The sequence below is a fragment of the Luteibacter sp. TLI7-4A genome, from assembly GCF_056754745.1.
Genome location: NZ_JBPGWO010000001.1, coordinates 3,882,846 through 3,903,787, shown reverse-complemented (window position 1 = coordinate 3,903,787; position 20,942 = coordinate 3,882,846). Strand labels below are relative to the sequence as shown.

20 protein-coding genes are annotated in these 20,942 nt (G+C 66.8%); 13 read left to right on the top strand and 7 right to left on the bottom strand.

The genetic code is table 11. From position 1 onward, the window contains the following. Positions 1 to 101: 101 nt before the first annotated feature. From ACR9Y6_RS17065 to dgoD, 8 genes are read left to right on the top strand one after another with little or no spacing between them, the layout of a single operon-like run. On the top strand, positions 102 to 1,100 hold the full coding sequence (locus tag ACR9Y6_RS17065) for a 2-dehydro-3-deoxygalactonokinase (protein WP_481282365.1): 999 nt from the start codon (positions 102 to 104) through the stop codon (positions 1,098 to 1,100). 40 nt (positions 1,101 to 1,140) lie between these two features. Beyond that, a complete protein-coding gene (locus tag ACR9Y6_RS17060) occupies positions 1,141 to 2,133 on the top strand; it encodes an arabinose ABC transporter substrate-binding protein (RefSeq protein WP_481282364.1) in 993 nt (330 codons plus the stop codon). Positions 2,134 to 2,135: 2 nt separating this feature from the next. After that, complete coding sequence (gene araG, locus ACR9Y6_RS17055) at positions 2,136 to 3,662, top strand: L-arabinose ABC transporter ATP-binding protein AraG (protein WP_481282363.1); 1,527 nt, start codon at positions 2,136 to 2,138, stop codon at positions 3,660 to 3,662. Between the two features lie 3 nt (positions 3,663 to 3,665). After that, positions 3,666 to 4,667 (top strand): L-arabinose ABC transporter permease AraH, encoded by a 1,002-nt coding sequence (araH, locus tag ACR9Y6_RS17050; RefSeq protein ID WP_481282362.1) that lies wholly within the window; start codon positions 3,666 to 3,668, stop codon positions 4,665 to 4,667. After that, on the top strand, positions 4,667 to 5,560 hold the full coding sequence (locus tag ACR9Y6_RS17045) for an SMP-30/gluconolactonase/LRE family protein (RefSeq protein ID WP_481282361.1): 894 nt from the start codon (positions 4,667 to 4,669) through the stop codon (positions 5,558 to 5,560). Before araH ends, ACR9Y6_RS17045 begins: the two co-directional genes overlap by 1 nt. Beyond that, positions 5,557 to 6,366: an SDR family oxidoreductase gene (locus ACR9Y6_RS17040; protein WP_481282360.1), complete on the top strand. Its 810-nt coding sequence runs from the start codon at positions 5,557 to 5,559 to the stop codon at positions 6,364 to 6,366. The genes ACR9Y6_RS17045 and ACR9Y6_RS17040 overlap by 4 nt, the downstream gene beginning before the upstream one ends. Then, the gene (locus ACR9Y6_RS17035; protein ID WP_481282751.1) at positions 6,356 to 6,982 is read left to right on the top strand and encodes a 2-dehydro-3-deoxy-6-phosphogalactonate aldolase; all 627 of its coding nucleotides are present in this window, start codon (positions 6,356 to 6,358) and stop codon (positions 6,980 to 6,982) included. Before ACR9Y6_RS17040 ends, ACR9Y6_RS17035 begins: the two co-directional genes overlap by 11 nt. A gap of 2 nt (positions 6,983 to 6,984) precedes the next feature. Then, positions 6,985 to 8,136: a galactonate dehydratase gene (dgoD, locus tag ACR9Y6_RS17030; protein ID WP_481282359.1), complete on the top strand. Its 1,152-nt coding sequence runs from the start codon at positions 6,985 to 6,987 to the stop codon at positions 8,134 to 8,136. A 162-nt stretch (positions 8,137 to 8,298) separates the two neighbouring features. On the opposite strand, the gene ACR9Y6_RS17025 is transcribed toward dgoD, so the two are convergent. Both ACR9Y6_RS17025 and ACR9Y6_RS17020 read right to left on the bottom strand, forming a co-directional pair. Beyond that, positions 8,299 to 8,847, bottom strand: coding sequence for an rRNA large subunit pseudouridine synthase E (locus tag ACR9Y6_RS17025; protein WP_481282358.1), 549 nt, complete (start codon positions 8,845 to 8,847; stop codon positions 8,299 to 8,301). 1 nt (position 8,848) lies between these two features. Then, positions 8,849 to 9,697 (bottom strand): class I SAM-dependent methyltransferase, encoded by an 849-nt coding sequence (locus ACR9Y6_RS17020; RefSeq protein WP_481282357.1) that lies wholly within the window; start codon positions 9,695 to 9,697, stop codon positions 8,849 to 8,851. A gap of 152 nt (positions 9,698 to 9,849) precedes the next feature. On the opposite strand from ACR9Y6_RS17020, the gene ACR9Y6_RS17015 reads away from it, so the two are divergent. After that, positions 9,850 to 11,961: a TonB-dependent receptor family protein gene (locus ACR9Y6_RS17015; RefSeq protein ID WP_481282356.1), complete on the top strand. Its 2,112-nt coding sequence runs from the start codon at positions 9,850 to 9,852 to the stop codon at positions 11,959 to 11,961. A gap of 36 nt (positions 11,962 to 11,997) precedes the next feature. Here the strand turns inward: ACR9Y6_RS17015 and ACR9Y6_RS17010 are convergent, their stop codons facing one another. The 5 genes from ACR9Y6_RS17010 to ACR9Y6_RS16990 are packed head-to-tail and all read right to left on the bottom strand — an operon-like array spanning position 11,998 to position 16,057. Beyond that, positions 11,998 to 13,173 (bottom strand): ABC transporter permease, encoded by a 1,176-nt coding sequence (locus ACR9Y6_RS17010; protein ID WP_481282355.1) that lies wholly within the window; start codon positions 13,171 to 13,173, stop codon positions 11,998 to 12,000. Beyond that, positions 13,170 to 13,904 (bottom strand): ABC transporter ATP-binding protein, encoded by a 735-nt coding sequence (locus tag ACR9Y6_RS17005; protein ID WP_481282354.1) that lies wholly within the window; start codon positions 13,902 to 13,904, stop codon positions 13,170 to 13,172. The genes ACR9Y6_RS17010 and ACR9Y6_RS17005 overlap by 4 nt, the downstream gene beginning before the upstream one ends. Further along, positions 13,901 to 15,460, bottom strand: a complete 1,560-nt coding sequence (locus ACR9Y6_RS17000) for an alpha/beta hydrolase (RefSeq protein ID WP_481282353.1) — start codon at positions 15,458 to 15,460, stop codon at positions 13,901 to 13,903. The genes ACR9Y6_RS17005 and ACR9Y6_RS17000 overlap by 4 nt, the downstream gene beginning before the upstream one ends. Before the next feature lie 4 nt (positions 15,461 to 15,464). Next, positions 15,465 to 15,659 (bottom strand): helix-turn-helix transcriptional regulator, encoded by a 195-nt coding sequence (locus tag ACR9Y6_RS16995; protein WP_426285832.1) that lies wholly within the window; start codon positions 15,657 to 15,659, stop codon positions 15,465 to 15,467. Then, positions 15,656 to 16,057, bottom strand: a complete 402-nt coding sequence (locus ACR9Y6_RS16990; protein WP_481282352.1) for a hypothetical protein — start codon at positions 16,055 to 16,057, stop codon at positions 15,656 to 15,658. The genes ACR9Y6_RS16995 and ACR9Y6_RS16990 overlap by 4 nt, the downstream gene beginning before the upstream one ends. A 269-nt stretch (positions 16,058 to 16,326) precedes the next feature. On the opposite strand from ACR9Y6_RS16990, the gene ACR9Y6_RS16985 reads away from it, so the two are divergent. Genes ACR9Y6_RS16985 through ACR9Y6_RS16970 form a run of 4 tightly spaced genes read left to right on the top strand, consistent with a single transcriptional unit; the run spans position 16,327 to position 20,894 of the window. Next, entirely contained in the window at positions 16,327 to 16,836 is a 510-nt protein-coding gene (locus ACR9Y6_RS16985) for a Csu type fimbrial protein (protein ID WP_481282351.1), read from the top strand. 41 nt (positions 16,837 to 16,877) lie between these two features. After that, a complete protein-coding gene (locus ACR9Y6_RS16980; protein WP_481282350.1) occupies positions 16,878 to 17,573 on the top strand; it encodes a fimbrial biogenesis chaperone in 696 nt (231 codons plus the stop codon). After that, a complete protein-coding gene (locus ACR9Y6_RS16975) occupies positions 17,527 to 19,881 on the top strand; it encodes a fimbria/pilus outer membrane usher protein (RefSeq protein WP_481282349.1) in 2,355 nt (784 codons plus the stop codon). Before ACR9Y6_RS16980 ends, ACR9Y6_RS16975 begins: the two co-directional genes overlap by 47 nt. After that, positions 19,878 to 20,894: a Csu type fimbrial protein gene (locus ACR9Y6_RS16970; RefSeq protein ID WP_481282348.1), complete on the top strand. Its 1,017-nt coding sequence runs from the start codon at positions 19,878 to 19,880 to the stop codon at positions 20,892 to 20,894. The genes ACR9Y6_RS16975 and ACR9Y6_RS16970 overlap by 4 nt, the downstream gene beginning before the upstream one ends. Positions 20,895 to 20,942: the final 48 nt, after the last annotated feature.

Sequence of the window (20,942 nt, the reverse complement as noted above, 5' to 3'; positions counted from 1 at the left end):
GGACTCGTTCAAAAAAACTTGGGGAAACCCCGAAGAATTTCTAGTTTGCCTGCCTCGGCAGGCAACGCCAAGAATCCATGGCGCTTTCGATCGGACCCTCGATGAACATCCTCACCGTCGACACCGGAACCACGAACACCCGCGTCACCGTCTGGCACGACGGCGACGTGGTCGGACAGGCCGCCCGGCAGGTAGGCGTGCGCGATACCGCCATCACCGGCAGCACGGCGAAACTCGAGGAAGGCGTGCGCGAAACCATCGCCGAAGCCCTCGCGGCGGCGAACCTCGGCAAGGCCGACATCGGCCGCGCCATCGCCTCGGGCATGATCACCTCCAACATGGGCCTGTGCGAAATACCGCATGTGGTCGCGGCCGCCGGCATCGACGACCTCGCCGCCGCCATGCGCGAGAGCCTCATCGCCAACGTCTGGCACGAGCCGATCTGGTTCGTGCCCGGCGTACGCAACGCGGTGGACCACATCGGCCTGCACAACTGCGAGGCGATGGACATGATGCGCGGCGAGGAAGTGGAGTCCTTCGCCCTGGTCGAGCGGCTGAACCTCGACGAGCCCACGGTCATCGTCCTGCCCGGCTCCCATTCCAAGTTCGTCAGCATCGATGCGAAGCGCCGCATCGACGGCTGCGTCACGACGCTGGCGGGCGAACTGCTGCACGTGATATCGCACGACACCATCCTCGCCGGCTCGCTGAAGGAAGGCTTCGCCAAGCGCATCGATGCCGAAATGCTGCTGGCCGGTGCCGCTTCCGCGAAGAAGATCGGCCTGGGCCGTGCCTGTTTCAGCGTGCGCATCCTCGACCAGTTCGCGGTGTACGACGCCAATGCGCGCGCCAATTTCCTGCTCGGCGCGGTGCTCGGCTCGGACCTGCTCACCCTCAAGAATTCCAGCGCGATCCGGATGAGTCCGGGCACGCGCTTCGTCGTCAGCGGCAAGCCGATCCTGCGCGAAGCGATCGGCCGGCTGGTCGAGGGCGACGATTTCTTCTCCGGCACGGTCACCGTGCTGGGCGACGACGAGCAACGCGACCTCGCGGGATACGGCGCCATCGCCGTCGCCCGTCGTCGCGGGCTGGTCGACTGACACGGCCCATGGCCATCCGAATCACCCGAGGAGGGAACGCATGAAGACGAAGATCGCCCTGGGCCTCCGCGCCCTCGCCCTGGCGCTGGCCGTGACCGCCGCGCCCGCTTTCGCCGCCGACGACCCGGTGAAGATCGGTTTCGTGGTGAAGCAGCCCGAGGAACCCTGGTTCCAGGACGAATGGAAGTACGCCGAACAGGCGGCGAAGGAGAAAGGCTTCACCCTGGTGAAGATCGGCGCGCCGGATGGCGGCCAGGTCCTCACCGCCATCGACAACCTGAAGTCGCAGCATGCGCAGGGTTTCATCATCTGCACGCCCGACGTGAAGCTCGGTCCTTCGATCGTGGCCAAGGCCAGGATCGACAAGCTCAAGCTGATGACGGTGGACGACCGCCTCGTCGATGGCTCCGGCAAGCCGATCGAATCCGTCCCGCACATGGGCATCTCGGCGTCGAAGATCGGCGAGCAGGTCGGCGAGGCGATCGCCGCGGAAATGAAGAAGCGTGGCTGGAAGCCGGAGGAAACCGGCGCCCTGCGCATCTCCTACGACCAGTTGCCGACGGCGAAGGAACGCACCGACGGCGCCATCGCCGCGCTCACCGCGGCCGGCTTCCCGAAGGCCAACGTGGTCAACGCGCCGCAGGCCAAGACCGATACCGAGAACGCCTTCAACGCGGCGAACATCGCCATCACGCAGAACCCGAAGTACAAGCACTGGATCGCCTTCGGCCTCAACGACGAAGCCGTGCTCGGCGCCGTGCGCGCGGCGGAAGGCCGTAACTTCCGCGCCGACAACATGATCGGCGTGGGCATCGGCGGCAGCAAGTCGGCGCTCAACGAATTCGCCAAGGCGCAGCCGACCGGCTTCTTCGGCAGCGTGCTGATCAGCCCGAAGCGCCACGGCTATGAGACGTCGGTGAACATGTACGAATGGATCAAGAACGGCAAGGCGCCGCCGCAGCTCACCCTCACCACCGGCCAGCTGATCACCCGCGCCAACGCCGCGGAGATCCGCAAGGACATGGGGCTTTGACGATGACAGACGCCCCGCGCCTCGAGTTCCGCCACATCGGGAAGACCTTTCCCGGCGTGCGCGCGCTCGACGATGTCGGCTTCGCCGTGCGCGCCGGCAGCGTGCACGGCCTGCTCGGCGAGAACGGCGCGGGCAAGTCGACCATGATGAAGATCCTCGGTGGGGAATACATCCCCGACGAGGGCGAAGTCGCGATCGACGGACACGTGCGGCACTTCCGCAAGGCGGCCGATGCCATCGACGCGGGCGTGGCGGTGATCCACCAGGAACTCCAGTACGTGCCGGAACTGTCGGTCATGGAGAACCTGCTGCTCGGCCGCCTGCCCACGCGCTTCGGCCTGGTCGACCGCCGCCGCGCGCTGGCCTGGACTCGCGAGCGCCTGGACGCACTCGGCGTGGACCTCGATCCCCGCGCGAAGCTGAAACAGCTTTCCATCGGTCAACGGCAGATGGTGGAGATCGTCAAGGCGATCCTGCGCGACGCGAAGATCCTCGCGTTGGACGAGCCCACCAGCTCGTTGTCGCATCGCGAGACCGACGTACTCTTCCGCCTCGTGCGCGACCTGCGCGCGCAGGGCAAGGCGATGATCTACATCTCGCACCGCCTCGACGAGATCTTCGAACTCTGCGATGCGGCGACGATCTTCCGTGACGGCCGCAAGGTCACCGATTTCGACACGCTGGAGGGCGTCACCCGCGACGCGCTCGTGCAGCGCATGGTCGGCCGCGAGATCAGCGACATCTTCGGCTACCAGCCGCGCGAACACGGTGACGTGCGCCTCTCGGTGAAGAACGTGACCGGCCGTGCCGTGCCCCTGCCGGTGAGTTTCGAGGTGCGTGCCGGGGAAATCGTCGGCTTCTTCGGCCTGGTCGGCGCGGGCCGCTCCGAGATCATGCGCGTGGTCTACGGTGCCGACCGGCGTACCGCCGGCGAGGTACGCGTGGACGGGCAGAGCATCAAGGGCTCGCACATCCGCGACGCCATCCGGCACGGCCTCGTGTTCTGCCCCGAGGATCGCAAGGAAGACGGCATCATCGGCGTGCGCTCGGTGTCGGAAAACATCAACATCAGCGCGCGACGCAACCACCTCACCGCCGGCCTTTTCGTGAACGACCGCAACGAGGCCAGGACCGCCGACAGCTACATCGAACGACTGCGCATCCGCACGCCGCACCGCCGGCAGGAAATCCGCCTGCTGTCCGGCGGCAACCAGCAGAAAGCGGTGCTCTCGCGCTGGCTGGCCGAGAAAGACCTGCGCGTGCTGATCGTCGACGAGCCCACCCGCGGCATCGACGTCGGCGCGAAGAACGAGATCTACAACGTGCTCTATGAACTGGCCGCGCGCGGCGTGGCCGTGGTGATGATCTCCAGCGAGCTGCCCGAGGTACTCGGCGTCTCCGACCGTGTCGTCACCATGTGCCGTGGCCGCATCACCGCCCAGTTCGACCGCGCCTCGGCGAACGAGCAGAACGTCCTCGCCGCCGCCCTGCCTGAAAGCGCGGGATCCACCCCGATAAGGAACGCCTGACCCATGACCGAGCCCAACGCCGCCGCCATCGCCGCGACCCGCGAGACGCCCGAGGCCCATCGCCGCGCCCTGCTCTGGCAGGTCGTCGACGATTACAGCCTGATCGGCATCTTCATCGTGCTGTTCGCCGTGCTGAGCATGACCGTGCAGTACTTCTTTTCGTGGGACAACGTGGTCGGCCTGGCCCTTTCCGTGTCGCAGATCGGCATGGTCGCCTGCACGATGATGTTCTGCCTGGCTTCGCGCGATTTCGACCTCTCGGTGGGCTCGACCGTGGCGTTCGCGGGCGTGTTCTGCGCGATCGTTTCCAACGCCACGGGCAGCGTGGTGGTCGGTATCGGCGCCAGCCTGGTCGCGGGCGCCCTGGTCGGCTTCGTCAATGGCGCGGTCATCGCCAAGCTCAAGATCAACGCGCTGATCACCACGCTGGCGACGATGGAGATCGTGCGTGGCCTGGCCTTCATCGCCTCGCACGGCCAGGCCGTGGGCGTCACCAGCGAGGCCTTCTTCACCCTGGGCAGCGCCGAATTCCTCAGCCTGCCGGTGCCGGTATGGGTCACCCTGGCCTGCTTCGTCGTCTTCGGCGTGCTGCTCAACAAGACCATCTACGGCCGCAATACCCTGGCGATCGGCGGCAATCCGGACGCCGCGCGCCTCGCCGGCGTGGCGGTCGATCGCGTGCGCATCGCCATCTTCCTCATCCAGGGCCTGGTCGCCGCTCTGGCCGGGATCATCCTCGCCTCGCGCATGACCAGCGGCCAGCCCAACGCGGGCGAAGGTTTCGAGCTCAACGTCATCTCGGCCTGCGTATTGGGCGGCGTCTCCTTGATGGGCGGCCGTGCGAGCATCAGCGGCGTGCTCGTTGGCGTCCTCATCATGGGCACCGTGCAGAATGCGATGAGCCTCATGAACATCGACGCCTTCTACCAGTACCTGGTCCGCGGTGCGATCCTGCTGATCGCCGTGCTCGTGGACCAGCTCAAGAACCGCAGGCAATCCCGCTGATGACCGACACCTTCAAACCGCTTTCCTCCCACCGCCAGGCCCATGCCGAGGGTGTGATCTGGGACGACATGGCCGGCCTGGTCCGCTGGACCGACATCGCCACTTCACAGCTGTTCTCGTACGACCCGGCCACGGGCGTCGTGAAGGACTGGAAGCTTCCGGCGCGCCTGTGCTGCTTCGCCCTCACCCACCAGCCCGGCGTGCTCCTGCTCGCGCTGGAGAAGCAACTCGCCCGCTACGACACCCGCGACGGCGGCTTGCACGTGCTCGAGGACATCGAGCCCGACCTGCCCGGCACGCGCACCAACGACGGCCGCTGCGACCGTGGCGGCAACTTCATCTTCGGCACCCTCAACGAACGGGGCCCGGAGAAGGTGGCATCGTTCTGGCGCTACACGCACGACGGCAAGCTCGACCGGCTGGCCCTGCCGAAGGCGGCCATCACCAACAGCATCTGCTTCAGCCCGGATGGCGAGACGATGTACTTCACCGACTCGCCCACCGCACAGATCATGGCCTGCGACTACGACGCCGCGACCGGCGAGATCGACCGCATCCGTGTCTTCGCCCAACTGGAAGAGGGTATCGAACCGGACGGCTCGACCATCGACGCCGAGGGCTTCCTCTGGAACGCGCAGTGGGGTGGATCGCGCGTGCTGCGCTACGCCCCCGATGGCCGCGTGGACGCGGTCATCGACCTGCCGGCGCGCCAGCCGAGCTGCGTCACGTTCGCCGGCGCCGCGCTCGATCGCATGGTGATCACCTCGGCGCACAAGGGCCTGAAGGACGCCGTGATCGCCGACGAACCCTCCAACGGCGCGATCTTCATCGGCACGCCGCCGCGCGGACGCGGCCTGCCCGAGGCACGTTACGGTCACGGATCGGGCGCATGACCGGCACGACGAAGGCCGATCCGCGCACCACGCCCTTGCCGCGCCTCGCAGGCAAGGTGGCCATCGTCACCGGCGCCACGCAGGGCATCGGCGCCGCCACGGCGGAGCTGTTCGCCGCCCATGGCGCGAAGATCGTGCTCAACGTGATCCGGGACAACGCGCAGGCGCGTGCCACGCTGGCCGGCCTCGACACCGACGACGCCATGCTGTTCGAAGCCGACGTGACCGATCCCACGGCGGTACGGCGCATGGTCGATGCCGCGACGGAGCGCTTCGGCGCACCCGACGTCCTGGTCAACAACGCCGGCATCAACGTGTTCAACGATCCGCTTTCGCTGAGCGACGACGAATGGACGCGCTGCTTCGAGGTCGACCTCAAGGGCGCCTGGAACTGCGCGAAAGCCGTGCTGCCGGGCATGCTCGGACTCGGTCGCGGCAGCATCGTCAACATCGCCTCGGTGCACGGGCACAAGATCGTCCCGCATTGCTTCCCCTATCCCGTGGCCAAGCATGGATTGATCGGGCTGACCAAGGCGCTGGGCATCGAGTACGCCGCCCACGGCATTCGCGTGAACTCGATTTCCCCGGGTCTCGTGCTGACCGCCATCGCCGAGGCCGGCTTCGCCGCCGCTGCCGATCCCGAGGCGGAACGCCGCCGGCAGACCGAGATCCTGCCTAACAAGCGCATCGGCGAGCCGGCGGAGATTGCCTATACTGCGTTGTTCCTCGCTTCCGACGAAGCGCGCTACATCAACGCCGCCGACATTCGCGTCGACGGCGGCCGTTCCCAGCTCTATCACGAGTGAACCCATGGCCTGGCCGACTGCGCTTCCCCTCATCGCCATCCTTCGCGGCATCACGCCGGACGACATCGTCGGCCACGTCGAGGCCCTGCTCGAAGCGGGATTCGACGCCATCGAGGTGCCCCTCAACTCGCCCGACTGGCAACGCAGCATCCCCATGGCGCTGGAAGTCGCCGGCACCCGGGCACTGGTCGGCGCGGGCACGGTGCTGACGCCGGAAGCGGTCGACGCGGTGGCCGACCTGGGTGGCCACCTGCTGGTGACGCCCAATACCGACCCCGCGGTGATCCGCCGCGGCCGCGAACGCGGGATGTACACCTCCATCGGCTTCAGCACACCGAGCGAGGCCTTCACGGCCATCGCCGCGGGCGCGCAGTCGCTGAAGTTGTTTCCCGCCGCGCAATGGGGCCCGGGCTACGTGAAAGCCATCCGCGCCGTGCTGCCACCGGACCTGCCGTTGCTGGCCGTCGGCGGTGTCACGCCGGAGAACATCGGCCAGTTCCTCGACGCGGGCTGCATCGGTGCGGGATTGGGCGGCGACCTGTATAAAGCGGGGCAACCCGTGTCGCGGACGCGCGAGCGCGCGAACGCCTTCGTCAAAGCCTATCGTTCGGTCTGAGCATGAAGATCACCAAGATCACCACGTATCGCGTCCCGCCCCGCTGGATGTTCCTCAAGATGGAAACCGACGAAGGCGTCGTCGGTTGGGGCGAGCCCGTGGTGGAAGGCCGTGCGCGCACCGTCGAGGCGGCGGTGCACGAACTTTCCGAGTACGTCATCGGCAAGGACCCGGCCCGCATCAACGACCTCTGGCAGGCGATGTACCGCGGCGGTTTCTACCGGGGCGGCGCCGTCTTCATGAGCGCCATCGCCGGCATCGACCAGGCCCTGTGGGACATCAAGGGCAAGGTGTTGAACGCGCCGGTATACGAGCTGCTCGGCGGCCGCGTACGCGATCGCATGAAGACCTATTGCTGGGTGGGCGGCGACCGTCCCGCCGACGTCATCGCGCAGATCCGCGAGCGCATGGCCCACGGCTTCGACACGTTCAAGATGAACGGCTGCGAGGAAATGGGCATCATCGGTTCGAGCAAGGCGGTGGACGCGGCCGTGGCGCGCGTGGCCGAGATCCGCGAGGCCTTCGGCAACACGATCGAGTTCGGCCTGGACTTCCACGGCCGGGTGTCCGCGCCGATGGCCAAGGTCCTGGTGAAGGAGCTGGAACCGTTCCGCCCCCTGTTCATCGAGGAACCGGTACTCGCCGAACAGGCCGAGTACTACCCGCGCATCGCGGCGCACACCTCGATTCCCATCGCCGCGGGCGAACGCATGTACTCGCGTTTCGAATTCAAGAGCGTGCTGGAGCGCGGCGGCATCTCGATCCTGCAACCCGATCTCTCCCACGCCGGCGGCATCACCGAATGCGTGAAGATCGCCGCGATGGCCGAAGCGTACGACGTGGCCCTGGCGCCGCATTGCCCGTTGGGACCGATCGCGCTCGCCTCATGCCTGCACGTGGACTTCGTCAGCTGGAATGCCACGTTGCAGGAACAGAGCATCGGCATCCATTACAACAAGGGCGGCGAAGTCCTCGATTACGTCCTCAACAAGGATGCGCTCGCGCTGGACGATGGTGGCTATGCGTTGCCGTTCAGCGGGCCTGGCCTGGGCATCGAGGTGAACGAGGCACTGCTGATCGAGCGCAGCCGGGAAGTCGCCGACTGGCGGAATCCGCTGTGGCGGCATCCGGATGGGTCCGTGGCGGAGTGGTGATGGGGCGCTGAGAGGGCGCGGTGTCTTGCCCGCTGCCGCGGGATCGCCGCTGAAGCGGCTCCCACAAGAGCATCGCCGACAGGGTCGGCGATGCTCTTGTGGGAATGCCACCACCCATCGGCGACGCTCTTTGTGGGAGCCGCTTCAGCGGCGATCCCTACGTCAGCGAACCACCCGCGAATCGATCACCCGCACCTGCCCGACCCCCAACCCATCCAGCCGGTAATCCCCCACCGCCTCGCGTACCAGCCGCAACGTGGGTAACCCCACCGCCGCCGTCATCCTTCGCACCTGGCGATTGCGTCCTTCCCGCAGCACCACGCGCAGCCACGCATCAGGCACCGTCTTGCGAAAGCGCACCGGAGGATCGCGCGCCCATAGCCAATCCGGCTCGTCGATGGCTTCGACCGCCGCCGGCAACGTCGGCCCATCCTTGAGTACCACGCCACGCCGCAGCCGTTCGAGCGCATCCTCCGTCGGCACGCCTTCCACCTGCACCACATAGGTCTTCGGCTGCTTGTGCTTCGGGTCGGCCAGCCGGTGCTGCAACTTTCCATCGTCCGTGAGCAGCAACAGCCCTTCGCTGTCGTGGTCCAGTCGCCCGGCGGCGTACACGCCCTTCTGCGGCACGAAGTCGGCCAGCGTGCGCCGGCCGGCTTCGTCGGTGAACTGGCAAAGGACCCCGAAGGGCTTGTTCAACGCGACCAGCACCTTACTTGGCGGTGGCGGGCTTCACGAAGCGCAGGGTCATGCGATCGGATTCGCCGATGGCCTGCCACTTGGCCTTGTCCGTCTCGCCCATGTCCAGCGTCGGCGGCAACGTCCACACGCCCTTGGGATGGTTGTGGTCGTCCTTCGGGTTCGCGTTGATCTCGCTCTGCGCGTCGAGCTTGAAGCCCGCGTCGGTCGCCAGCTTGATCACGTAATCGGTGGGCAGGTAACCGGAGTTCACCACTTCGTCGAGTTTCTTCCCCGCATCCGCCCGATGATCTTCCACGCCGAGCACGCCGCCGGGCTTGAGCACGGCGAAGAAGGACTTGAACATGGCCTCGGCGCTGCCGTCGGCAGCCCAGTTATGCACGTTACGGAAGGTCAGCACCATGTCGGCCGAACCCGGTGCGCCGAGCACGGGCGCCTTGTGGTTGAACTCCACGATCTTCGCGTTGCCGTACTGGGCCGGCGCGAAGGAGAACTTCTTCTGCAAGGCCGCCGTGCTCTTCGAGCCCTTCTCGACCGCACCGATGTAATGGCCGTTGTCGTGGAGGAACGGAGCGAGGATCTCGGTGAACCAGCCACCCGAAGGCCAGATCTCGATGACGGTCATGTCCGGACGAATGCCGAAAAAGGTCAGCATCTCGCGCGGGTGACGGTACACATCGCGCGCCTTGTTCTCCGGAGAGCGCCAGCTGCCGGCGATGGCCTTGTCCAGTTCGGCGGCGGTGAGCTGGCCGGCACTGGCCGGCGGCGTCGCCCGGGCCGGCTGGTCCGTATCGACGGCGAGGGTGGTGTGCGCGAACGCGAGACCGAGCAGTCCAACGCAGGCGAAAACGAGCTTCTTCATGGCGACACCGGAAGGTAGGGGACGTGGGCGGGAAGGCTAGCACGTGTGTGGGGGCGCTTCAGCGGCGACCGCCCAGGCAACGCGACCCGGGGCTTGAGCTTATGCATACAATCCCTTCGGCATCCTGTCCGCCCCACCCCAGGGAACCCCACATGCGACCTCCCCACCTGCGCCCGTTGGCGGGCGGCATCCTCATCGCGCTGGCCTCCGGCGTGGCCGCTCAGGACGCGCAGCTCGCGCCCGTCGTGGTCACCGCCACCCGGACGGCACAGTCGCCCTACGACATCCCCGCCGCCATCGACGTGGTCGCGACACCGCCGGATGGTTCGCTCGACGTGAACCTGTCCGAGCGCGTGCAGGCGATCCCGGGCATCGTCGCCCGCGACCGGCAGAACTATGCGCAGGACGCCCAGGTATCGATCCGCGGTTTCGGCGCGCGTTCCACCTTCGGCATCCGCGGTGTACGGCTCTACACCGACGGCATTCCGGCGAGCATGCCGGACGGCCAGGGCCAGGTGTCGCATTTCAACCTCGACTCGGCGGATCGGGTCGAGGTATTGCGTGGCCCTTTCTCCGCCCTCTACGGGAATGCGTCGGGTGGCGTGGTGCAACTTTTCACCGCCGATGGCACCGAGCCACCGGAACTGCGTTTCGGTATCGCCGGCGGCAGCAACGGCACCTTCCGCAGTTCGGTGAACGCGCGTGGCGTGGAGGGGCCGGTCGACTACAACGTCGATTTCACCCACTTCCGCACCAGCGGCTATCGCGACCATAGCGCCGCGCGGCGCGAGTCGGGCAATGCCAAGGTCGGCTGGAAGATCGGCGACGACGCCAGGCTGACCCTCGTGGTAAACACGCTGGATGTTCCCGATGCCCAGGACCCACTGGGACTCACGCGCGCGCAGTACCGGGCCGACCCGCGCCAGGTCGCCGCCGTGGCGAACACGTTCGACACCCGCAAGTCGGTCGACCAGCAGCAGGCGGGGCTGATCTACGACCAGCGCATCGACGAAGCCAATAGCCTGCGTGTCATGGGCTACTACGGCCAGCGCGGCGTTACGCAATACCTGTCGATTCCGGTCGCGACGCAAATCTCCCAACCGGGAAACTCCGGCGGCGTCGTGGATCTCGACAATGAATACGGTGGAGGCGACGTGCGCTGGACCTGGCTCGACAGGTTGGCAGGGCGTCCGTTCGAACTGGCCGTGGGCGTGGCGTACGACAACCAGGAGCAGCATCGCCAGGGTTACAACAACTTCGTCGGTGGCACGCTCGGCGTCCGTGGGGACAAACGCCGCGACGAGATCGACCGTGTCTTCGACTTCGACCAGTATGCCCAGGCGACCTGGCGCGTGGCCGACGACTGGAGCTTGATGGGTGGCGTCCGGCACAGCGAGGTGCGCTTTCGTTCCACCGATCGCTACATCGCAACCGGCAACCCCGACGACAGCGGCACGGTGAAGTACAGCGCGACCACGCCCGTGTTCGGCGTGCTCTGGCGCGCGGCGCCCTGGATGCATGCATACGCGAACTGGGGCCGCGGCTTCGAGACGCCCACGTTTTCGGAACTCGGCTACCGCGCCGATCGCGGCGCCGGGTTGGCCTTCGACCTCAAGCCCTCGCGCTCGCACAACGCGGAGCTGGGCCTGAAGCTGCGCCCGGCCGATGGCATCGAGGCGGGGCTGGCCGTGTTCCGCGCGGACAGCGACGACGAACTGGCGGTGGCGACCAACCTCGGTGGCCGCACCACCTACCAGAACATCGCGCGGTCGCGGCGACAGGGTGTCGAGGCTTCGTTCAGTGCCGGGCTCGCGCGGAACCTTCGGTTCATCGCGTCGTACACGCACTTGCAGGCGACCTTCCGCACGCCCTTCCTTACCTGTGTCTCGGCGGGTTGCCCCGCGCCGGATACACCGGTGCAGGCCGGGACGCGTATTCCGGGGGTCCCGCGTTCGACGGGTTACGCGGCGCTGAAGTACGGCGGCGAACACGGCTGGCAGGCGGGGATGGACATGAATGCCATGGGCGCGACGTCGGTGAACGACCGGGGGACGGAATCGGCGCCGGGGTATGCGCTGTTCGGCGTGTCCGGCGGGTATGTGTTCGACCAGGGGCCGTGGCGTGTGAACACCTTTGCACGAGTGGACAACCTGGCCGATCGGCATGTGATCGGCTCGGTGATCGTCAACGATGGGAACGGGCGGTATTACGAGCCGGCGCCGGGGCGGACGTTCCTGGTGGGGGTGGATGTGCGGTGGCGGTGAGGTTGATGGGCTGTCGCCGCTTCAGCGGCGATGCCCTTAGCCGGAAATCGCCAGGCGCTCCGACCGGTACAGCAGGGCCGTGCCCCACACCGCCACCACGGCCGCGGCGAAACCGCCCGCCAGGCACAGGCCGAGTTGCCACCCGGGCACGCCGTCCCCGCGCAACAATTGCACGATGCCGAGGTTCTGCCCGAGCAACGGCACCGCATACATCCACGGCTCCGCACGCACGGGGATCACCGAAAGCAAGGCGCTCGGCAACACCGGGATGATCATCAGGATCGACAGGTAGGTCTGCGCCTCGCGGTAGCTCTTGGCGAACGCCGACACGAGCGACTGCAACGCGGCCAGCAGCACGATCAAGGGCAGCATCAGCAACACCACCTGCGAACCGAAGCGCAGCCCGAGGTCCAGCGCGATGCCCAGCTTCTCCACCGGGATGAACAAGGGCGCGGTGGCGAACGCCGCCACGCTGAGCAGGAGGCTCACCAGCGAGAAAGTGCAGATCGCCGCGAGCTTTCCCGCCAGGATTTTCCAGCGCGCCACGGGATTCACGAACAACGGTTCCAGCGACTGACGTTCGCGCTCGCCGGCGGTGAGGTCGATGGCCAGGTACATGCCCCCAAGGAAGACCGTGAGCACGAAGAAATACGGCAGGAAGGAAAACATCAACGCCGAGCGCGATTGCGACGTGGCTTGGTCCCTGTCGGCCACCTGCACCGGCCACGCCGTGGTCGGTGACAGGCCGCGCGAGATCAACCGCATCGCACCTTCGCGTTTTCCGTATGACTCGACCACGCTGCGCACGCGCATCACCGGCGTGGACGCGTCGCGCCGCGAGGAATCGTAGATCAACTCCACCTGCACGGCCTGGCCCTTGCTCCAGGCCTGGGCATATTCCGGCGAGATGCGCAGCACGATGTCGGCGCGCTGTTCGCGCACCGCGTTCTCCGGGTCGGGCATGGCCGGGGCCGCATCGATGCCCGCGCCCTTCAACGCGGCGACGAGGTTCGGCGCGACATCCGCGCCGATCACCGGGACGGATATCGGCCGGTCGGACTTGGCCAGTTCGCGGTTGACCATCACGTTCATCAACATGATGAACATCACCGGTCCCAGCAAGGGACCGGTGATCAAGGCGTTGACGAGCGTGCGGCGGTCGCGGAGGTTTTCCCGCACTTCCTTCCAGTAAACAGCGGTGAAGGCGCTCATGCGGCGAGCCCCTCGTCGGTACCGATGATCTTCACGAAGGCATCCTCGAGGCTGGTTTCGCCGGTTTGCGCAAGCAGGGCGGAGGGGGCCTCATCGGCGACGACACGCCCATGGGCGATCACGACGATGCGGTCGCACAAGGCGGCCACCTCCTGCATGATGTGGCTGGAGAAAAGCACGCAGCGCCCCTCGTCTTTCAGTTGCCGCATGAAACGGCGCATCGCACGCGTCGCCATCACGTCGAGGCCGTTGGTCGGTTCGTCGAGCAGTACGTTGCGCGGATCGTGCACCAGGGCGCGGGCGATGGCGGTCTTGACCCGTTGTCCTTGCGAGAAGCCCTCGGTGCGCCGCGTGGCGATGTCACGCATCTCCAGCGCATCGATCAGGGCCTCGCGACGCTGGCGTAGCAATCCGGGCTCCATGCCATGCAGGCGGCCGAAGTAATCGATGTTCTCCGTCGCGGTCAGGCGCTTGTAGAGTCCGCGTGCGTCTGGCAGCACGCCGAGCTGGCGGCGGACGGCAAGCGGATCGACCGCGGCGTCCACGCCGTCGACCAGTACCTGGCCCGCATCCGGCGTCATCAAGGTGTAGAGCATGCGCAGGGTGGTGGTCTTTCCCGCGCCGTTGGGGCCGAGCAGGCCGGTGATCTCGCCATCGCGCGCGGTGAAGCTCACGCCGTTCACGGCGCGCACATCGCCGAACGCCTTGTGCAGGTCCTTGACCTCGATCATGGGGTGGCTCCGTTGAATCCGACGAAGACGGGCAAGGGCTTGAGGCGATCCAGGCACGACGTGTCGAGGCCCTTCGCATCCGCCTTGTCGATGAAGCGGTCGAGCAGGCGGGGCATGCAACCCCGCGCGACCACGTTGTGGCCCTGCCCCTTCAGCACGACGTGGCGACCGTTCGGCAGCCCCTTCACCACCTCGTCGCCATAACGCGGTGGCGTCACGGGATCGAACTCGCCGGACATCAACAGAGTGGGCACGTCGCTCCTCAGCGGCTCGTGGAAATCCGCTGGACGGGCGCCGTGCGGCCAGACCGAACACGCCGCGCGAAACGCCTCGATCATCGTGTCGCCGAGGATGGTGTCCTTGTCCTGCGGTCGCGGTTGCAGAAGGTCGGCATCCTCGGAGCAAATCACGGAGTACTGCATGCCACCGTCCATGGTGTCGCCGAGATCGCCGGTAAGCAGTTTCGCCTGGCCCAGCAGCGGCCCCACATCGCCGCGCGCGGCGGCGTCGATCGACAACGGCAACAAGGCCGCTGTTTCCGGGGAGTAGGCGAACATGCGCACGACGGTGGCCAGCGAGACCTCGCTGAGCACGCGCTGCACGGACGCATAGTTCTGCGGATCGCGGAAACTCACCTTGTGCGGGTTGGCGCGCAGGGCGTCACGCAGCTGGTAGAGGGTCTGGTACGGGTCGCTGAAACGCGCGCGGCAGGCCTCGTCGGCTTCGCAACGGGCGAACTGCGCCTTCAACGCCGCGTCGAGGTTGACCGCGAAGTCCTCGCCCAGCACGAGCGAATTGGGTGCGATCCCATCGAGGATCAACGTGCGCAGGCCGTCCGGGTGCCGCATCGCGTATTGCTGGGCCACGCGTGTGCCGTACGACACGCCCAGCAGGTCGAACTTCGGCGAACCCAGCGCGCGCCGCACGTCTTCCAGATCCGCCACGGCATCCGTGGTCGTATAGAAGCGCACGTCGGCGTCCTTCGAGAGCTGCTCCAGACAGTGGCGGGTTTCCTTGCGCACGGCCTCGGCGTCGAAGCCGTGCGTTTCCTCCGCGCCACCGGGTACGCCCGGCTCGTCTTCGCGGCAGCTCAACGGATGCGATCCGCCGGTACCGCGCTGGTCGAGCAGGAGCAGGTTGCGATGCGCCAGCAGCGGCGCCATCGCCGGGGCGATCGCCGGATAACTCTCGGCGGCGGACTGGCCGGGGCCGCCTGCGATGAAGGCGACCATGTCGGGGGCCGGCACCTGCGCGCTGCTGCGGACGATCGCCAGGCGCAGGTCGATCTTGCGGCCGCCGGGATTCGCACGATCCTCCGGCACCTGGAAAGGCGCGCACCACGCCGCCGTCGACAAGCCCGAATGCGGCTGCGGCAGTTCGCATGGCTTCAGTTCCAGCGAGCCGAGCTTCCACACCCGCGGCGGCGCGGGACGCGTCGCGGCAGGCGCCGTCGTCGTCGCGGCCGGTTCCTCCGTCCGCTGATGCATCCATTGCCGTCCCGAGAGGGCGGCGGCGACGATCGCGATGACGATGGCGATCCGTGGCGCTCGTTTCATACGCTCATTCCCCCGGGGTAAAGATGGATTCGATGGGCAGTTCGAACAGCTTCGCTATCTTGAAGGCGAGCGGCAGGCTGGGATCGTACTTCCCGGTTTCCACCGCGTTCACCGTTTGCCGGGACACGTCCAGCCTCTCGCCGAGATCGGCTTGCGACCATCCGAACGCCGTTCGCAGTTCACGGAGGCGGTTGTTCATCGGGCACGGTAATACAGGCGAACGGCGCACTTGACCACGCCGAAACAACCCAGCAGCACCGGCAATACCCAGATCGCCACCGCGTCGGCGGGTGGCGCGGCGATCACCCGCGCGTTGAGCAACATGCCGTAGGTGAAGAAGCCGAAGGCGCCGATGCCACCGGCGATGGCGATGGATTCGAGATCGATGCGGCGCTCGAATTCGTCCTGGTCGCGGATCACGCGCACCATCGCACGAATGACGAAGGCGATCGGCAACACGGGCAACAGGGTCACCAGGGTTCGCGCGAGGCCACCTTCCAACGACTTCAACCAGCTGACGGAAAGAAAGAGCAGGATCACGTAGGCCAGCATCGCCGGGAAGAATTCACGCAGGTAACGCTTGTGCACGGCACGCATCGCCGCTCCCCTTCGATGGTCGTAGTCGGGCGGCCGCTGTCGCGCGGTCGGAGGCGTGTCAAGCACGCTTTACATCATCATGCGGCGGCCGCTCTTCCATGTCAAGCATCCTTGACAGAGCGGGCCTGCGCCCTTTCGGCATCGATAGGTCGATACGGCAAGGGGGCCGTAAATGCACACCGACGCATCCGCCTTTCCCCGATCCTTGCTTCCGACGGACGTACCCGCGCCAATCGGCCGGGACCGCTCCGCCACCAGGGAGACACGTCATGCATCCTGTCATCCGCCTGTTCGCCCGCACCGCCGTCATCGTCCTCGGCACGGCCAGTTCCGCGGGCTACGCCGCCACCGCCACGACCACCTTCAACGTGCGTGTCACGATCACCGCCGCTTGCGACATCACCACGACGGCACCGACCGATGTCAACTTCGGCAGCCAGCCGTCCACGGCCACCAATGTCGACAACCAGGGCGCGCTCAACGTGAACTGCACGCCCAGCGCGCCCTACACCATCGCACTGGACAACGGCCAGAACGGCACCGATGCGAACTCGCGCAAGATGAGCAACGGCTCGGCCCTGGTGCCGTATCAGCTCTACCGCAACGCCACGCGCACCGCGGCCGACATCTGGGGCAGCACCACCGGCGCGGGCGGCAACGTCTACGCGGGCACGGGGACCGGCAGCGTGCAGAACATCCCCGTCTACGGCCGCGTGCCGAGTACCAACTTCGCCGCCGGCAGCTACACCGACGTCATCACCGCCACGATCACGTACTGACGGTGTGCCGATGGGCGCTCCGCGTAGCGAAGGCTGCCGCGATGGCCATCGCGGCCATCGTGGCGCCGGTGGCGTCGGGCAGTGGATTGCAGGTGACGCCCATCGGCCTTCGCCTCGCGGCGAAGACATCGGCCGAGGCGTTGTGGTTGACCAACACCGGCAACGAAACGATACAGGCCCAGGTCCGCGTATTCCGTTGGACGCAGGTGAACGGCGAGGATGTCCTGGCGCCATCGCGCGACCTCGTGGTGAGTCCACCGATGGTGGCCATCGCCCCGGGGGATCGCCAGCTGGTGCGCGTGATCCGGCAGGTGACACCGCCCGAAGGTGGCGTGGAAACCGCTTATCGCGTCCTGGTCGACGAATTGCCGGTGGGCATGGCCGTCAGGGGCGGACTGACCTTCGTCCTGCGCTATTCCATCCCTGTTTTCCTCGCCCCCGCCGGCGACCCGGCGACGAAAGCGGCGTTGGAAACCACCTGGGAAGAAACGGCGGCGGGTACACGCCTGCGCGTACACAACAGCGGAAACGGCCACGCGCAGATCGCGGACGTGACCTGGCAGGGGCAGGAGGACCGGCGCAACGTGCTCCTGTCCGGCCTGGTCGGATACGCCCTGCCGGACTCGACGATGCGCTGGAACCTTCCGACGGGCGTGCCGAAGGGCGGCGTGTTGCGCGCGAGGATCAACGGTGAGGCGTCCGAATCGACGCTGGTCGTTGACCCTGGGAGCCCTTAGTGTCCTGGCGCTCGACTCCGGCAACAGCCACGCCTTGTCCAACGAACCGGCCGCCGTCCCACCGCCTCCCACGGTGACGCCACGCGTACGAACCACGGGAGAGGACCTCTATCTCGAGGTGGTGCTCAACGGCTCGTCGACGGAGAAGCTCGTGCACTTCATCCACCGCGGGGACACGCTTTGCGCGCTGGCGGGAGACCTGCGCGGGCTGGGTTTCATCCTGCCGCCGGGTGACGGCGAGCATTGCCTGCCGGATATCGAAGGTCTTCGTTATACCTATGACGTACGCCTGCAACGCGTGGACATCCAGGTACCGAACGAACGCCTGCACCTGCCCACGCACATCCTCAACCGACAGGAACGCTCCGCGCTGCGCGCCACCAGCGGCACCGGGGTCCTGCTCAACTACGACATCTATGCCGCGCATGGTGGCGGCGAGGGCAACATCAGTGGGCTCGCGGAATTACGTGGTTTCAGTGAAGGCCTGGGGGTACTCAGCAACACCTCGCTGATCCGTCGCTACCAATCCCATGGTGCGGGGTGGCGGGGCGACTCCGTGCGCCTGGATACCCAGTGGCGCCTGTCGTTCCCCGATCGCGCACAGGCCCTGACCATCGGCGACACCTTCACCGGCTACCTTGCCTGGACACGGGCCACGCGCATCGGCGGGATCGCCTACGGCACGGATTTCGCCACCCAGCCCTATCGCGTGACGACGCCCCTGCCCCAGTTCTTCGGCGAGGCCACGGCGCCATCGTCGGTGGAGCTCTATATCGACGGCATCCGCCAGTACAGCGGCAAGGTGCCGGCCGGCCCTTTCCAGCTCACCGCCGTGCCCGGCATCGACCAGGCCGGCCAGGCGCAAGTGGTGCTCACGGATGCGCTGGGCCGAAGCAGCACGGTCACTTTTCCCTTCTATGCCGCGAGACAACTGCTGCGCGAAGGGCTGGACGACTGGTCGGTGGAACTGGGCAAGGTGCGCCGGGCGTACGGCATCGATTCCTTTTCGTATGGCGATGCCCCCGTCGGTAGTGCGACGTGGCGGCACGGTGTCAGCGACACGTTCACCGTCGAGTCGCACGCCGAAGCGGGCGATGGACGGGGTACCGCGGGCGCCGGCGGCGTGTGGAACCCGATGGGCGCGCATGTCCTGAATGCGTCGCTGTCCCTGTCCCGGGGCGGTGGCAGGCAGTATGGATTCGGCTACGCATGGAACGGACGCTATATGAATGCCTCGATCGACACGCTGCGTGGCGACGCCCGTTACCGGGATGTGGCCGCAGGCTATGGCTCGCCCCCGCCACGCGTCAGCGATCGCGCGCTCATCGGCTTCAACGTGCGCGAATCCAGCTTCGGCGCCAACCTCGTCCGGCTCCGCTACAGCGGACAGCCCATCTCGCGATACGCCGGCCTTTTCGCGCTGCGCAACGTCGGCCGCGGCGTATCGCTGAGCGCCAGCTACAACCGCAACCTCGACGATTCCTCGGATCGCAGTTTTTTCATCGGCGTGACCGTCGCGTTGGATCTCCGTGCCACCTTGAGCGCGTCCATGCAGCGCGACCGCGAACGGACCTTCGGCGTGGTCGACGCCAGCCGCGCCATCGACGGAGACGGCGGCTTCGGATGGCACGTGCAAGGACGTTCGGGCGCGGATGCCGGTGGTCTCGGCGAAGTGGGCTGGCTCGGCAACCGTGGCCAGCTCACGGTCGGCGCAAGTGACGTGGGGCCATCCTCGTACAGCTATGCCGACGCCAACGGGGCGATCGTGTTGATGGGCGGCCACGTGTTCGCCGCTCGTCGCATCGACGACGCCTTCGCCCTGGTCACGACCGAAGGCGTGGCGGACGTGCCGGTGTTGCTCGAGAATCGCCGTACTGGCGTGACCGACAACCGTGGATTGCTGCTGGTCTCGCGGTTGAATGCCTATCAGGACAATCGCCTCGCCATCGATCCCCTCGATCTGCCCGCCGACGATCGTGTACAGCGCGTCGAAGCGACGATCGCACCCGCGGACCGTTCCGGGGTGATGGTGCGTTTCCCCGTGAAGCGCGTGCGCGCCGCGCTGGCCACGCTCGTCGATGAATCCGGCGCGCCCCTGCCTCTGGGCTCCACGGTCGCGACGGGCGATGGCGGAACCGCCGTGGTCGGTTATGACGGCATGGTCTATCTCGACGACCTCGAAAGCAGCACCATCCTCGACGTGGATATACAAGGTGGCGGCCATTGCAAGGCGGCGCTCGACTATCCCCCGCGTGCACGCGACCTTCCCGATCTCGGTCCACTGGTATGCCGGGGCCGTATACCGTGAAATGGCTGGCACTCATCGTCATCGCGTTTGCCGCACTGCTGGCGGGACCGCGGGCGGAAGCCACGACCACCTGCACGATCACCGGCATCACCACGCTCGCCTTCGGTCCCGTGGACCCGACGTCCGGCACCGTCGATGGCACGGCGACGATCGGCTACAGCTGCACGTACAGCGGCGGCCTGCTCGGAGGTCTATACGGCGTCTACGTCACCGGATGCATCGGGCTCGCGCCGGACGACCTCGGCAACGTCTCGCCACGTACCGCCATCAACGGCAACAGCGATCGCATGCAGTACCAGCTCTACAAGGATTCGCCGCGCAGCAACGTGTGGGGTCCCATCGGAAATGCGACGTACACGCCACTGACCTTCCAGTTGACCTTCACCATCCTGTCGAACCCGCAGACACGCACCGGCTCGGTCACCGTCTACGGACGGGTGCCCGCCGGCCAGTCGACGCTGTCGAGCGGCACGTACACCGGGACCCTTGCCGGGGGAGTGAACGCGAACGGCCTCGCGTATCGCTACAACGAAGTGCTGCTCAGCCTCGGAACCTATCCGGCGAGCTGCCAGAGTGGTGGCGGTGGCGGCGCGAGCGGAGCCGGGCCGTCATCGACGGTGACGGCATCGGTATCGAACCTGTGCACACTCGCCACGGCGAGCGATCTCAATTTCGGCAGTGTATCGGGCCTGCTGCAGGCGAACACCGACCAGACCTCCTTGCTGCGCATGACGTGCACGAACCGCGCGGCGTACCAGGTGGGGCTGGACGATGGACAGAACGCGTCCGGAACGACGAGGCGAATGACGTCCGGAGGCGGCTTCGTGAACTACGAGCTCTACCGTGACACCCAGCGCACGCTGCGCTGGGGAGAATCATTGAACATCGATACGGCGACGGGGACCGGGTCGGGTGCGGAACAGACACTGACGGTGTATGGCCGCCTGCCGGTGCAACCGGCCGTTGGCGCTGGCGTGTACAGCGATGTGGTGAAGGTGACGGTGACTTATTGAGGGGCTGGAATTTATTGGGGCGCTGTGCCTGCTGGGGGGCTGGAACTT